This window comes from Sulfurifustis variabilis (assembly GCF_002355415.1).
Classification (GTDB): domain Bacteria; phylum Pseudomonadota; class Gammaproteobacteria; order Acidiferrobacterales; family Sulfurifustaceae; genus Sulfurifustis; species Sulfurifustis variabilis.
The window spans coordinates 675,997-688,475 of sequence record NZ_AP014936.1 but is presented as its reverse complement, the minus strand read 5'-3'; the positions used below and the strand labels follow the sequence as shown (position 1 = coordinate 688,475).

General features: G+C 69.4%; 11 protein-coding genes and 1 other RNA gene. All 12 read right to left on the bottom strand.

Features of this window, described 5'->3' with window-relative positions:
• Window positions 1–33: 33 nt before the first annotated feature.
• The 12 genes from murG to rsmI all read right to left on the bottom strand — a co-directional run bounded on the left by murG (window position 34) and on the right by rsmI (window position 12,478).
• Complete coding sequence (gene murG, locus SVA_RS03410; protein WP_231971832.1) at window positions 34–1,110, bottom strand: undecaprenyldiphospho-muramoylpentapeptide beta-N-acetylglucosaminyltransferase; 1,077 nt, start codon at window positions 1,108–1,110, stop codon at window positions 34–36.
• A complete protein-coding gene (gene ftsW / locus SVA_RS03405; RefSeq protein WP_096458834.1) occupies window positions 1,107–2,291 on the bottom strand; it encodes a putative lipid II flippase FtsW in 1,185 nt (394 codons plus the stop codon). Before ftsW ends, murG begins: the two co-directional genes overlap by 4 nt.
• On the bottom strand, window positions 2,288–3,643 hold the full coding sequence (gene murD / locus SVA_RS03400) for a UDP-N-acetylmuramoyl-L-alanine--D-glutamate ligase (RefSeq protein WP_197703350.1): 1,356 nt from the start codon (window positions 3,641–3,643) through the stop codon (window positions 2,288–2,290). Before murD ends, ftsW begins: the two co-directional genes overlap by 4 nt.
• Before the next feature lie 29 nt (window positions 3,644–3,672).
• On the bottom strand, window positions 3,673–4,755 hold the full coding sequence (gene mraY, locus SVA_RS03395; RefSeq protein ID WP_096458828.1) for a phospho-N-acetylmuramoyl-pentapeptide-transferase: 1,083 nt from the start codon (window positions 4,753–4,755) through the stop codon (window positions 3,673–3,675).
• The gene (locus SVA_RS03390; RefSeq protein ID WP_096458825.1) at window positions 4,756–6,126 is read right to left on the bottom strand and encodes a UDP-N-acetylmuramoyl-tripeptide--D-alanyl-D-alanine ligase; all 1,371 of its coding nucleotides are present in this window, start codon (window positions 6,124–6,126) and stop codon (window positions 4,756–4,758) included.
• On the bottom strand, window positions 6,123–7,586 hold the full coding sequence (locus SVA_RS03385) for a UDP-N-acetylmuramoyl-L-alanyl-D-glutamate--2,6-diaminopimelate ligase (protein WP_096458822.1): 1,464 nt from the start codon (window positions 7,584–7,586) through the stop codon (window positions 6,123–6,125). Before SVA_RS03385 ends, SVA_RS03390 begins: the two co-directional genes overlap by 4 nt.
• Window positions 7,583–9,292: a peptidoglycan D,D-transpeptidase FtsI family protein gene (locus SVA_RS03380; protein WP_096458819.1), complete on the bottom strand. Its 1,710-nt coding sequence runs from the start codon at window positions 9,290–9,292 to the stop codon at window positions 7,583–7,585. Before SVA_RS03380 ends, SVA_RS03385 begins: the two co-directional genes overlap by 4 nt.
• Window positions 9,289–9,564, bottom strand: coding sequence for a cell division protein FtsL (gene ftsL / locus SVA_RS03375; RefSeq protein ID WP_096458816.1), 276 nt, complete (start codon window positions 9,562–9,564; stop codon window positions 9,289–9,291). The genes SVA_RS03380 and ftsL overlap by 4 nt, the downstream gene beginning before the upstream one ends.
• Window positions 9,557–10,498: a 16S rRNA (cytosine(1402)-N(4))-methyltransferase RsmH gene (gene rsmH / locus SVA_RS03370; RefSeq protein ID WP_096458814.1), complete on the bottom strand. Its 942-nt coding sequence runs from the start codon at window positions 10,496–10,498 to the stop codon at window positions 9,557–9,559. The genes ftsL and rsmH overlap by 8 nt, the downstream gene beginning before the upstream one ends.
• A gap of 6 nt (window positions 10,499–10,504) precedes the next feature.
• Window positions 10,505–10,957 carry a division/cell wall cluster transcriptional repressor MraZ gene (gene mraZ / locus SVA_RS03365; protein WP_096458811.1) on the bottom strand — a complete coding sequence of 151 codons (453 nt, stop codon included), beginning with the start codon at window positions 10,955–10,957 and terminating at the stop codon, window positions 10,505–10,507.
• Between the two features lie 275 nt (window positions 10,958–11,232).
• Window positions 11,233–11,576, bottom strand: an RNA gene (gene rnpB, locus SVA_RS03360) — RNase P RNA component class A.
• Window positions 11,577–11,617: 41 nt separating this feature from the next.
• Complete coding sequence (gene rsmI / locus SVA_RS03355; RefSeq protein ID WP_096458809.1) at window positions 11,618–12,478, bottom strand: 16S rRNA (cytidine(1402)-2'-O)-methyltransferase; 861 nt, start codon at window positions 12,476–12,478, stop codon at window positions 11,618–11,620.
• Window position 12,479 lies beyond the last annotated feature (1 nt).

The window sequence follows — 12,479 nt, the reverse complement described above, 5'->3', positions numbered from 1 at the left end:
CCGATCCCGACGAAGTGCACGCTTTTCACCCGGTCACGCACGCATCGCCTCCAGGCACAGGCGCGCGACCGTCTCGTCGGCGTCCGGCACGCTGGCGGCGCGGGCCGCTTCCGCCATCTTGTAGAGCACGTCGCGGTTCGAGGCGAACTGCCGGAGGAGCCCGACGAGACGCGCGGCCGTGAGCTCGCTCTGCGGCACGCGCACGGCCGCTGCGCGCTCTTCCAGGAATCGGGCATTGGCCGTCTGGTGGTCGTCGACCGCGAAAGGGAACGGCACGAGGATCGAGGCGACGCCGGCGGCCGCGAGCTCGGCGATCGTCATCGCGCCCGCACGGCAGAGGACGAGATCGGCCCAGGCGTACGCGGCCGCCATGTCGTCGATGAACTCGGCGACGCGCGCGGGCGCCTCGCCGTAAGCCTGGCGCACGCGCGCCTCGGCGTCGCGCCCGCACTGGTGCCAGACCTCGGGCCGCTCGGCCGGCGCGAGCTCGCGCAGGGCCTGTGGCAGGACCTCGTTGAACACGCGCGCACCCTGGCTCCCGCCCACGACGAGCAGTCGAAGCGGGCCGGTGCGCCCCGCGAGCCGCTCGCCCGGCGGTGGCAGGTTCGCGATCTCGGGACGCACGGGGTTGCCCACGTGTTGCGCCCGTGCGGCCTCGCCGAAGGCGGCGGGAAAACCGCAGAGCACGTGATCAGCGAGGAGCGCCAGCCACCGGTTCGTGAGACCCGGGATCGCGTTCTGCTCGTGAATGAGCAGCGGCGTGCGCGTGAGCCAGGCGACGAGACCTCCCGGTCCGGCGACGAAGCCGCCGAGCGAGAGCACCGCGCGCGGCCGGCGCCGGCGCAGCACCCGGAAGGCCTGCAGCATCGCGACAGCCAGGCGCCAGGGCAGGAGCAGCCAGCCGACGAGGCCCTTGCCGCGCACGCCGCCGATCGCGATCCACTCCATCTCGATGTCCGCTTGCGCCGCCGGGACGATCCGCGCCTCGAGCCCCTGCCGGGTTCCGAGCCAGACGACGGGAACCTTGGCCGCACGGAGGCGGCGCGCCACGGCAAGCCCGGGGAAGATGTGTCCGCCGGTGCCGCCGGCCATGATCAGCACCCCGTTCACGCGCGCCCCCAGACCCGTCCGCGCGACTCGCGCTCGATGACGAGCAGCAGCGCGACGGCCGCGGCGCTCACGACCAGGCTCGAGCCGCCGTAGCTCACGAAAGGCAGGGTCAGGCCCTTGGTCGGGAGCAGGCCCATGTTGACCCCGATGTTGATCATGCCCTGGTATCCGAGCAGGAGCCCGAGGCCGTGCGCGAGGCGCGCGCCGTAGAGCAGGCCCGCGGCCTCGGCCGCGCGCGCGATCAGGAACGCGCGCACCATCACTACCCCGAAGAGCGCGATCACGGCGAGGACGCCGACGAGCCCGAGCTCCTCGGCGATTACGGCCATGAGAAAGTCGGTGTGGGCGGCGGGAAGGTACGAGAGCTTCTGCACGCTCGCACCGAGTCCGACGCCGAACCACTCGCCACGACCGAAGGCGATGAGCGCCTGTACCAGCTGAAATCCGGTATCGAAGGGATCGGCCCAGGGATCGAGGAAGCTCGTGACGCGGCTCAGGCGGTACGGTGAAACGAGCGTGAGCAGCACCATGCCGCCCGCGCCCGCCCCGACCACGATCATGAAGTGCCAGAAGCGCACGCCGGCGAGAAAGAGCATCGTGAGCACGGTGAGGCAGATGACGACCAGGGAGCCGAGGTCCGGCTGCTGCAGGAGCAGCACCCCGATGAGCGCGACCACCATGCCGATCATGAGAATGCCCTGGATGAACCGGCCGAGCGCTTCGTGCTTGCGCACGAGGTAGCCCGCGACGTACACGACGGCGCCGAGCTTCATGATCTCCGAGGGCTGCACCGTGACGACGCCGAGGCGCAACCAGCGCGTGCTGCCGTTCACGTGTACGCCGATGCCCGGGACGAGCACGAGCACCAGGAGCCCGATTCCGACGAGAAGAAGATAGCGACCCGCCGCTTCCCACCACTGCACGCGGGTGCGCACGACGATCAGCGCCGTAACCAGGGCGGCGAGCAGGTACGACGCATGACGAATCAGAAAATGCCCGCTGTGTCCGAAGCTGCGGGTCGCGTAATCGACCGAAGCGGAATGCACCATCACCAGGCCGAGCGCGGTGAGCGCGAGCACGCTCCCGATCAGCCAGTAGTCCCACGGATGGTGGACCTGTCCGGCCACGCGCCACGCCGTGCGGCCTCCCGCGAGCCGTCCATCGAGCAGCACGCGGCTCATCCGAGGAGCTCCTGCACCGCCGCGCGGAACACGTCGCCGCGGTGCTCGTAGTTCCTGAACATGTCGAAGCTCGCGCACGCGGGCGAGAGCAGCACCACGTCGCCGGAACGGGCGAGGCCGCGTGAACGACGGACGGCGTCGACGAGATCCTGTGCGCGCACGGCAGGAACCGCGCCGGCCAGTGCCGCCTCGATAAGGGGGGCGTCGCGCCCAATCAGCACGACGGCGCGGGCGCGGCGGCGGGCGGCGTCGGCCAGCGCGCGGAAGTCCTGGCCCTTGCCATCGCCGCCGGCGATGAGGACCACGGGCGAGGTCATCCCGTCGAGCGCCGCGACGGTGGCGCCGACGTTCGTCCCCTTGGAATCGTTGATCCAGCGGATGCCGTCGCGGCTCGCGACCAGCTCGGTGCGATGCGGCAGCCCCTTGAACCGGCGCACCGCCTCGCGTTGCGCGTCCGGGGGAACGCCCATCGTCCCCGTGAGCGCGAGGGCGGCGAGGACGTTGGCCAGGTTGTGACGGCCGGGCAGCGGCACCTCGGACGCCGCGAGCACCTCGCTTTCGCCCCGCGCGGCGAATACCTCGCCGCCCTTTTGCACGAGCCCGAAATGCTCGACGCCCTTCGGCGCACCGAGCCCGAAATAGGCGACGCGCCTGCCCGGTCGCGCCATGGCCATCACGCGCGCGTCGTCGGCGTTGAGCACCATCGTCCCGTCGCCCGCGTAGATCCGCGCCTTCGCCTCGGCGTACTCTTCCAGGCTCGCGTAGCGGTCCATGTGGTCGGGGGTCAGGTTGAGCACGGCGGCGGCGCGCGCGTTCAGGCTCCAGGTGGTCTCGAGCTGGAAGCTCGAGAGCTCCAGCACATAGACATCCGGTTCGGTGGGCCCGATCAGGGACAGCGCCGGTACGCCGATGTTGCCGCCGACGCGGGTATCGAGCCCTCCCGCCCGGCAGATTTCGCCGACCAGCGAGGTCACCGTGCTCTTGCCGTTCGCCCCGGTTATCGCAAGGACCGGAGCACGCGCCTCTCGCGCGAAGAGCTCGATATCGCCGATCGGCTGCGCCCCGCGTGCGATCGCCTCGGCAATCGCCGGCTCCTTGAGGCTCACGCCGGGGCTCACGACGAGGAGTCCGGTGTCGCGGAACATCGAGGCGTCGAGCGCGCCGGTGCGCACGGCGAGCGCCGGGTACTCGCGCCGGACCGATTCGAGCCCGGGCGGGGCCGCCCGCGAGTCGACCACGCTCACGTCGTAGCCGCGCGCGACGAGGTGGCGCACGCACGAGAGGCCCGTGGTCCCGAGGCCCACGACCAGCGCGCGTCCCGCTTCCCTGTTCACCGCCACCACTGCCGACACCTTATTATCGTTCTCCCGTCTTGTTCTGTTTATCGGATCTTCAGCGTCGCCAGCCCGATCAATACGAGGATCAGGCTGATGATCCAGAAGCGCACGATCACGCGCGGCTCCGGCCACCCCTTGAGCTCGAAGTGGTGGTGCAGCGGAGCCATGCGGAAGATGCGCTTGCCCGTCAGCTTGAACGACGCGACCTGCAGCATGACGGACACCGTTTCCATCACGAACAGCCCGCCCATGACGAACAGCACGATCTCCTGGCGCACCACGACCGCGATCGCGCCGAGCGCGCCCCCGAGCGCGAGCGCGCCGATGTCGCCCATGAAGACCATCGCCGGGTAGGTGTTGAACCACAGAAAGCCGAGTCCCGCCCCGACGATCGCGGCGCAGATGATGAGCACCTCGCCCGCGCCGGCGATGTGCGGGAACCCGAGGTAAGACGAGAAGTTCGCGTGCCCGGTGACGTAGGCGAAAATGCCCAGGCCGCCCGCCACCATCACCGCGGGCATGATGGCGAGCCCGTCGAGACCATCCGTCAGATTGACCGCGTTGCTCGAACCCACGATGACGAAGTACGTGAGCAGGATGAAGAACGGGCCGAGGTCGAGCAGCACGTTCTTGAAGAGCGGCAAGAGGAGCTGCGTCTCCGCCGGGGTCTGCGCGGTGTAGTAGAGGAAAAAGGCCGCGGCGAACCCGGACAGCGTCTGCCAGAAGAACTTCTGGCGCGCACCGATGCCCTTCGGGTCCTTGTTGATGATTTTCTTGTAGTCGTCCACCCACCCGATGGCGCCGAAGGCGAGCGTCGTGAGCAGCACCACCCAGACGAACCGGTTGGCGAGGTTGGCCCACGCGAGCGTGCTCACGAACACCGCGACCAGGATCATGACGCCGCCCATGGTCGGCGTGCCGGCCTTGGACAGGTGCGACTGCGGGCCGTCGGTGCGCACCGTCTGCCCGAGCTGCCGGTAGACCAGCCGCCGGATGATCCACGGCCCGGCCCAGAGCGATATGGCGAGCGCCGTGAGGACGCCGAGGATCGCCCGGAACGTCAGGTAGCGAAAGACGTTGAGGAACGAAAACTCGCTCGTCAGTCGCTCGAACAGGAAGTAGAGCACCTAAGTCACCCCGTGCCCGGCTTCTGTGGCCGGCTGCGTGCGGCGCGCGATCCCCGCGACGACGCGCTCCATCCGCATCACCCGCGAACCCTTCACCAGGAGCGTCATATCGCCGTGCATGCAGTCGATCAGCGCCTCGATGAGCGCCTCGGGCGTCGTGAAGTGCTTCCCGCCAGGCCCGAAACTCCTGGCCGAGAGGGCGGCGAATTCACCGATCGCGTAGAGGCGCTGAATGCCGAGGCTGTGGGCCAGCTCGCCCACGCGCCGGTGGATGTCCGCCGCCGAGGGGCCGAGCTCGGCCATGTCGCCGAGCACGAGCACGCGCTCCCCGCGCGCCTCCTTCAGCACCTGCAGGCCGGCCGCAAGCGAACCGGGATTGGCGTTGTACGTGTCGTCGATCACGCGGGCGCCGCTGATGCCTTCCTTGAGCTCGAGCCGGCCGGACACGGCCTTCAGCCGCTCGAGCCCGCTCTTCACGTCGGCGAGCGCGGCGCCGGCGGCGAGCGAGGCGGCACCCGCGGCCAGCGCGTTCATCACATTGTGTTTGCCAAGCAAAGGGAGGCGCATCGCCATCTCTCCATCGGGGGTTCGTAGTTGCAGTCGGATGCCGGTGTCGGCCGGCTCGTAATCCGCCGTGACGTCGGCGGGGTGGTCGAGACCGAAGCTGAGGACGCGTCGCGGCCTGGCCAGATCGCGCCACAGCCCGGCGAAGTCGTCGTCGGCGTTCACGATCGCCACGCCGTCGGCGGCCAGGCCGGCGTAGATCTCGCCCTTGGCGCGCGCGATCGCCTCGACGCTTCCGAGGCCCGCCAGATGCGCTTCGGCGGCGTTGGTGATCACCGCGACCGACGGCAGCGCGAGGCGCGAGAGATAATCGATTTCGCCGGCGTGGTTCATGCCCATCTCGATGACGGCATGGCGATCGCCTGCCCTCAAGCGGAGCAGCGTCAGCGGAACGCCGATGTCGTTGTTCAGATTGCCGCGCGTCGCGAGGACCGGTCCCCGCTGCGCGAGTATGGCCGCGATCATCTCCTTGACGGTGGTCTTGCCGTTGCTCCCGGTCACGGCGATCACCGGGATCGCGAACTGGCGCCGCCAGAAGCTGGCGAAGTCGCCGAGCGCCTTGCGCGTGTCGGCCACGTGCACGTAAGGGAGCGGCGTCTCCAGCCGGCGCGACAGGATCGCGCCGCTCGCGCCGCGGGAGATCGCTTCGGGAAGGAAGCTGTGACCGTCGAAGCGGGGTCCCGTGAGCGCGACGAAAAGGTCGCCGGCGACGATCGTCCGCGTGTCGGTCGACACGCCCGTGAAACGCGCGTCCGCGCCCGTCAGTGGCGCCTTGAGCACGTCGGCGAGGAGTGCGAGCGACATCATGCGGCCAGCCCCAGCAGCGCGCGGACCGTGTCGCGGTCGCTGTACGGATGGCGCACGTCGCCGACCTGCTGGTAGTCCTCGTGGCCCTTGCCCGCGATCAGCACCACGTCCTGGGCCGCGGCGTCGGCGAGGGCAGTGGCGATCGCCGCGCGACGGTCGCGAATCACGCGCGGCTTCGACCGCATCCCCTCGAGGATATCGGCCACAATGGCGTCGCCCGATTCGTGGCGCGGGTTGTCGTCCGTGATCAGGACGACGTCGGCCAGTCGCTCGGCGACCGCGCCCATTTCCGGGCGCTTGCCGCGGTCCCGGTCCCCTCCGCAGCCGAACACGCACCAGAGCCGCCCGGCGGCGTGCGGTCGGAGGCTCTTCAGCACCTGTTCGAGTGCGTCCGGCGTATGCGCGTAGTCGACCACCACGAGCGGACGGTTCGGTCCGCCTGCAAAACGCTCCGCCCTCCCGGGCACCGGAAGGGCCGCGGCCAGGCGCCGGCCCGCCTCGCGCGGGTCGAGCCCGAGCGCGAGGAGCGTGGCGAGCGCACCGAGGAGATTCAGGGCGTTGAACTCGCCGAAGAGCGGAGAACGGATCCCGACCTCGCCCATCGGCGTGAGCGCCTCCAGTTCGATGCCGCCGCGGGTGCAGGCGAGCGCGCGGGCGTGCACGTCGCCGCGGCGCAAACCGTACCCCACGAGGCGCACGCGATCGCGCAAGGCGCGCGCCAGGCGCTCGCCGTATTCGTCCTCGACGTTCACGACCGCGGCTTTCAGCCCGTCCTGCATGAACAGGCGCGATTTCGCCGCGCCGTAGGTGGCCATGTCGCCGTGGTAGTCGAGGTGATCCCGGGAGAGGTTGGTGAAGAGCGCCGCCTCGAAGCACACACCGTTCACGCGGCCCTGCTCGAGCGCGTGCGAGGAAACTTCCATCGCGACGGCGCGGGCCCCGTTCGCGAGAAACTCCGCGAGCAGCCCGTGCACGGCGGCGGCGTCGGGGGTGGTGTGGGTACCCTCGTCCAGCGCGCCGGGGAAGCCGTTGCCGAGCGTGCCGATCACGCCGCAGCGGTCCGGCGGCCGGTCGAGCGCCTGCGCGAGGAGCTGCGTGCACGTGGTCTTGCCGTTCGTTCCCGTCACGCCGATGACCTTGAGGCGCCGGGACGGGGCGTCGTAGAAACGGCTCGCGATGACCCCGAGCTGCTCGCGAAGCCTCGGTACGGCGATCGCGGGAACGGCCAGGGCCGGCGGCGCGTAGCCCTCCGGCTCGTAGAAGACGGCCGCTGCCCCGCGGGCAACGGCGTCGGGGATGTGCGCGCGCCCGTCGTCCCGCAGGCCCGGCAGCGCGATGAACAGGTCGCCGGGGCGCACCGTGCGGCTGTCGAGCGTCATCCCGCCGACGCGGCTGTCGCGCTCGCGGCTCACGGTCGTGATACCGGCGAGCAGAGGCAGCAGGTTCCGGTCGGCGCTCATCGGTCCCCCGCTCTCGCGGAAACGAGCCGGGTAGCCGGCGGCCGCGGCGCATCGGGGGCGATGTCGAGGAGGCGCAGGGCGCCCGACATCACGTGGCCGAACACCGGCGCAGCCACGTCGCCGCCGAAGTGCCGCCCGCGACGGGGACCGTCGATCGCCACGACCATCACCAGGCGCGGATTCCGAACCGGGGCAAAGCCGGCGAACCAGGCGACGTAGTCGTCGTCGGCATAGCCGGTGCCCGTCAGCTTGTGCACCGTGCCGGTCTTTCCCGCGACGCGGTAGTCGGCCACCCGCGCGGCCCCGCCCGTTCCCTGGTCCACGGCGAGCTCGAGCATCTGACGGACGGCGGTGGCCACGCGCGGGGAGAACACGCGCGGCCGGGGCGGCTCCGCGTCCTGGCGCAGCAGGGTCACCGGAACGAGCTCGCCGCCATTCGCGAGCGCCGCGTAGGCGCGTGCGAGCTGCAACGGCGTGACCGAGATGCCGTACCCGTACGACATGCTTACCTGATCGATCGGTACCCAGCTGGCCGGGGAATTGAGCAACCCGGCCGTTTCGCCGGGCAGCTGGCTCCCGGTGACCGCTCCGAAGCCGACGCGCCGGAACGTGTCCCACAGCATGCGCTTGTCGAGGGCGAGCGCGATCTTGCCCGTACCCACGTTGCTCGATTTCTCGATGACGCGCGCGACCGAGATGACGCCGTAGTTGTGGAGATCGCGGATCGTCTTGCCGCCGACCAGCATCGTGCCGGGCGAGGTGTCGACCAGGGTGGAGGGCGTGAACTTGCCGCTCTCGAGCGCGGTCGCGACGGTGAACGGCTTGAGCGTCGAGCCCGGCTCGAACAGGTCGGTCACGGCGCGATTACGGAACATCGCGCCCTTGAAAGTGCCGCGGTTGTTGGGGTTGAAATCGGGTTCGTTCACGAGGGCGAGCACTTCGCCGGTGTAGGCGTCGAGGACGACCGCGGCGCCGGCGCGCGCGCCATGCTCCTCCACTGCGGCCTTGAGCTCACGATACGCGAGGTATTGCACGCGGCGATCGAGGCTCGTCACCAGATCCTTGCCGGGCGTCGGCAAGCGCACGCTCTCGACGACCTCCACCGCCGTCCCGTGCAGGTCCTTGAGCACGCGCTTGGTGCCGGGAATCGCACGCAACCAGGCGTCGTAGGCGAGCTCGATGCCCTCCTGGCCCTGGTCGTCCACGTTCGTGAAACCGAGAACGTGGCCGGTCACGGCGCCCGCCGGGTAGTAGCGGCGGTATTCCCGCAGCAGCGAGACGCCCGGCGCCTGGAGCGCCGCCACGCGACTGGCCACCGCCGGCGGCACGTGCCGCTTGAGGTACACGAACTCGCGTTCCCGGTTACGCGCGAGCAGTCGGGCGAGCTCGGCCGGCGTCGTGTCCAGAAGACGCGCGAGCGCCGCGTGGCTCCTGCGCTCCCCCAACAAGGTCGCCGGGTGTGCCCACACCGAGTCGACCGGCGTGCTGATGGCGAGCGGAACTCCGCTGCGGTCGAGAATCATCCCGCGGTGGGAGTTGTCCTTCACGATCCGCGTGTGGCGCGCGTTTCCCTGTGTCTTCAGATAATCGGCGCTGATCACCTGCAGATAGATCGCTCTTGCGCCGAGGAGCACGAGCCCGGCGATCAGGAAGGCGAGCACCAGCCACTGCCGCAGACGGTAGGGATGGGGCCGCGCGCGCGTCACGGGGACCCCGCCGGGGCGTGAACCACGACGATCTGCTCGCGCCCGGGCGTCTGCATATCGAGACGCTTGCGCGCCATCTGCTCGATGCGCCGGTGTTGCGACCAGGCGCCTTCCTCGAGCAGCAGCTGTTCCCACTCGGTGTTGAGCGCGTCCCGCTCCTGGCGGAGCCGCTGCAGCTCGGCAAAGAGCAACCGGTTCTCGTGGCGGATCTCGATCACCGACAGGGCGGTCGCCAGCGTGGCGAGCGCGAGCAGCAGGGCGCCTCTAGACATACGGCGCCTCCGTGCGCTCCGCTACCCGCAAGAGCGCGCTCCGTGAACGCGGATTGCGGCGCATCTCGTCCGCCGACGGCCGCAGTGGGCGCCCGAGGAGCCTGAAGCGCGGATGAAACGCCGGAGCGACCGGGATCCCCGGCGGAAGCTCGGGGGCCCGGGCTTCCCCGCGCAGGAAGTGCTTGACCCGGCGGTCCTCGAGCGAATGAAAACTGATGACGGCGAGACGCCCGCCCGGCGCCAGCACGCGCACCGCCTGAGGCAGGGCGGCGTCGAGCTCCTCGAGCTCGCGGTTGATCAGGATCCGGATCGCCTGGAAGGTCCGCGTCGCCGGGTCTTGGCCGCGCTCGCGGGTGGGCACCGCGTCCGCCACGATCTCCGCAAGCGCGCGTGTGGTCTCAATGGGCTGTGTCGCGCGAGCGCGCACGATGGCCCGCGCGATGCGTCGGGCGAACCGTTCCTCGCCGTACTCGCGGAGCACGCGGGCGATTTCGTCCTCCTCGGCGCCGTTGACCCATTCAGCGGCGGAGATTCCGGCGCTCGGGTCCATGCGCATGTCGAGCGGCCCCTCGTGGCGGAAGCTGAAGCCCCGGGCCGCCGCCTCGAGCTGCGGAGACGACACACCGAGATCGAACAGCAGCCCGGTCACGCGGCCGGTGATGCCGTGGCGATCGCATCGCTTCTGAAGCTGAGAGAAGGAGCCATGCTCGATGGCCACGCGCGGGTCGGCGCCCAGGCGCCGCCGGGCGTCGGCGACGGCCTCGGGGTCGCGGTCGAGTGCGAGCAGGCGTCCGGATTCACCCAATCGATTCACGATCGCCTCCGCGTGCCCGCCGCGGCCGTAGGTGGCATCCACGACCACGGATTCGGGCCCGACGTTCAGCGCCTGTAGCACCTCGTCGAGGAGGACAGGAATGTGCGCCGCGCCATTCACGCGCCCCTAGAGGGACAGCGACTCGAGGTCGGCAGGCAGCTCCCCGTCCTCGCCCTGTTCCGCCAGCCATTGCGCGCGCTGCGTGTTCCACGCCTCCTCGTTCCAGATCTCGAACTTGTTGCCCTGTCCGATCATCACGACTTCCCTGTTCAGGCCGGCAAACTCCCGCAGCGGCGGCGGAATGAGTATCCGGCCGGCGGAATCGAGCTCGCACTCGGTCGCGTGGCCCATGAGCAGGCGCTGCAACCGGCGCGCGTGCTTGTTGAAGCTCGGGAGCTTCACCAGCTTGCGTTCGATCTCTTCCCAGTCGGGCAGCGGATACAGCAACAGGCAGTGATCCCGATCGACCGTGATCACCATTTGACCGTTGCAATGGCGAGTAAGCGCCTCGCGATAGCGAGTCGGTATCGCCAGACGCCCTTTCGCGTCGAGATGCAAGCTGTTGACACCGCGGAACATTTATTCCCGCTTTCTCCCGCTTTGAGACACAATCTTCCACAATTTCCCACTTCAAGACACTATAGTGACCGTGCGCAGAGGGTGTCAAGGAAAAGCTGGACGGAGGCATTACGTTTTTTCTTTGAGCACAGAGTCTTAGCGAGCGTCTTTGGCCGACGGACGGCCGGATGGAGAAACGGACGAAAGATGAGGGGAAAAGCGGGGGTTATCCGGCGATCAAACCACGACACAAAGCGTGGAAAAACAGAAAATTAAGAAATCAACTTAAAGGAAATTGGTGGAGTCGGCCGGTAAGCCGGGTTCTGTCGAGGACAGCCATTCATCTGGGATGCACGTCGCCGCGCACCTCTGGCGGCCTACCCGGGAGCGGCGCGGGCCGCGCCATCGCCCCCCTATTCGGCCTTGCTCCGGGTGGGGTTTGCCGTGCCGTCCCTGTTACCAGGAACGCGGTGCGCTCTTACCGCACCTTTTCACCCTTGCCGGTCCTTGCGGACGTAGGCGGTATGTTTTCTGTGGCACTTTCCGTCGGCTCGCGCCGCCCAGGCGTTACCTGGCACCCTGCCCTGTGGAGCCCGGACTTTCCTCCCCGCGCAAGCGGGGCGGCTGTCTGGCCGACTCCGGGCGACATTATACCGATTCGGGCGGCCGCCGGCCGCGCAATCAGCGACGCCGATCGGGCAGTGACTCGGCGAGCGCCAGGGCCTGGCGGTAGAGTTCATTGCGCGGCGCCCCGGTGATTTTCGCCGCGAGGGCCGCCGCCTGCTTTACGGAGAGCTCTTCCAACAACACCCTGAGCAAGCGCTCGCGCTCGAGCGCGCCCGCCGGCCTCGGCTCGGCGCCGTGCACCAGCACGACGAACTCCCCGCGCTGCTCGTTTGCATCGCTCGCGATGCGCGCGTGCAACGCCGCGAGGGTGTCGCCATGGAACGTCTCGAACGTCTTGGTCAGCTCGCGCGCCACCACCGCGCGCCGCTCCGCGCCGAAGACGGCCGCCATGTCGGCGAGCGAGTCGACGATACGGTGTGCGCTCTCGTAATAGACGAGCGTACGCGGCTCGGTCGCGACCGCCTCGAAGGCGGCGCGGCGGGCCTGGGCACGAGCGGGCGGAAAACCTTCGAAGACGAAACGGTCGGTCGGCAGCCCTGCGGTCGAGAGCGCCGCAATCGCTGCGCACGGTCCGGGCACCGGGACGACCCGCAGGCCGGCCTCGCGCGCCGCACGAACGAGGTGAAAACCCGGGTCGCTGACGAGGGGGGTACCGGCATCGCTGATCAGTGCGATAGACTTACCCGCACGCAACTCCTCGATCAGGCTTTGCAACTGCTCGCGCTCGTTGTGCTCGTGCAGACTCAGGGTCGGGGTGCGAATCGCGTAGTGGTGAAGGAGCTTCGCGCTGTGTCGCGTGTCCTCGGCGGCGATCAGGTCGACCTGGGCGAGGATGCGCAGCGCGCGCGGCGTCAGGTCCTCGAGGTTCCCGATCGGCGTCGCCACCACATACAACCCCGCGCTGAGGTTTGACACC

What these genes read in the sequence shown, in the direction of transcription:
- ftsW (WP_096458834.1), bottom strand. Translation starts at nt 2,291, where the DNA reads ATGAGCCGCGTGCTGCTCGATGGACGGCTCGCGGGAGGCCGCACGGCG.
- SVA_RS03390 (WP_096458825.1), bottom strand. Translation starts at nt 6,126, where the DNA reads ATGATGTCGCTCGCACTCCTCGCCGACGTGCTCAAGGCGCCACTGACG.
- SVA_RS03385 (WP_096458822.1), bottom strand. Translation starts at nt 7,586, where the DNA reads ATGAGCGCCGACCGGAACCTGCTGCCTCTGCTCGCCGGTATCACGACC.
- ftsL (WP_096458816.1), bottom strand. Translation starts at nt 9,564, where the DNA reads ATGTCTAGAGGCGCCCTGCTGCTCGCGCTCGCCACGCTGGCGACCGCC.
- mraZ (WP_096458811.1), bottom strand. Translation starts at nt 10,957, where the DNA reads ATGTTCCGCGGTGTCAACAGCTTGCATCTCGACGCGAAAGGGCGTCTG.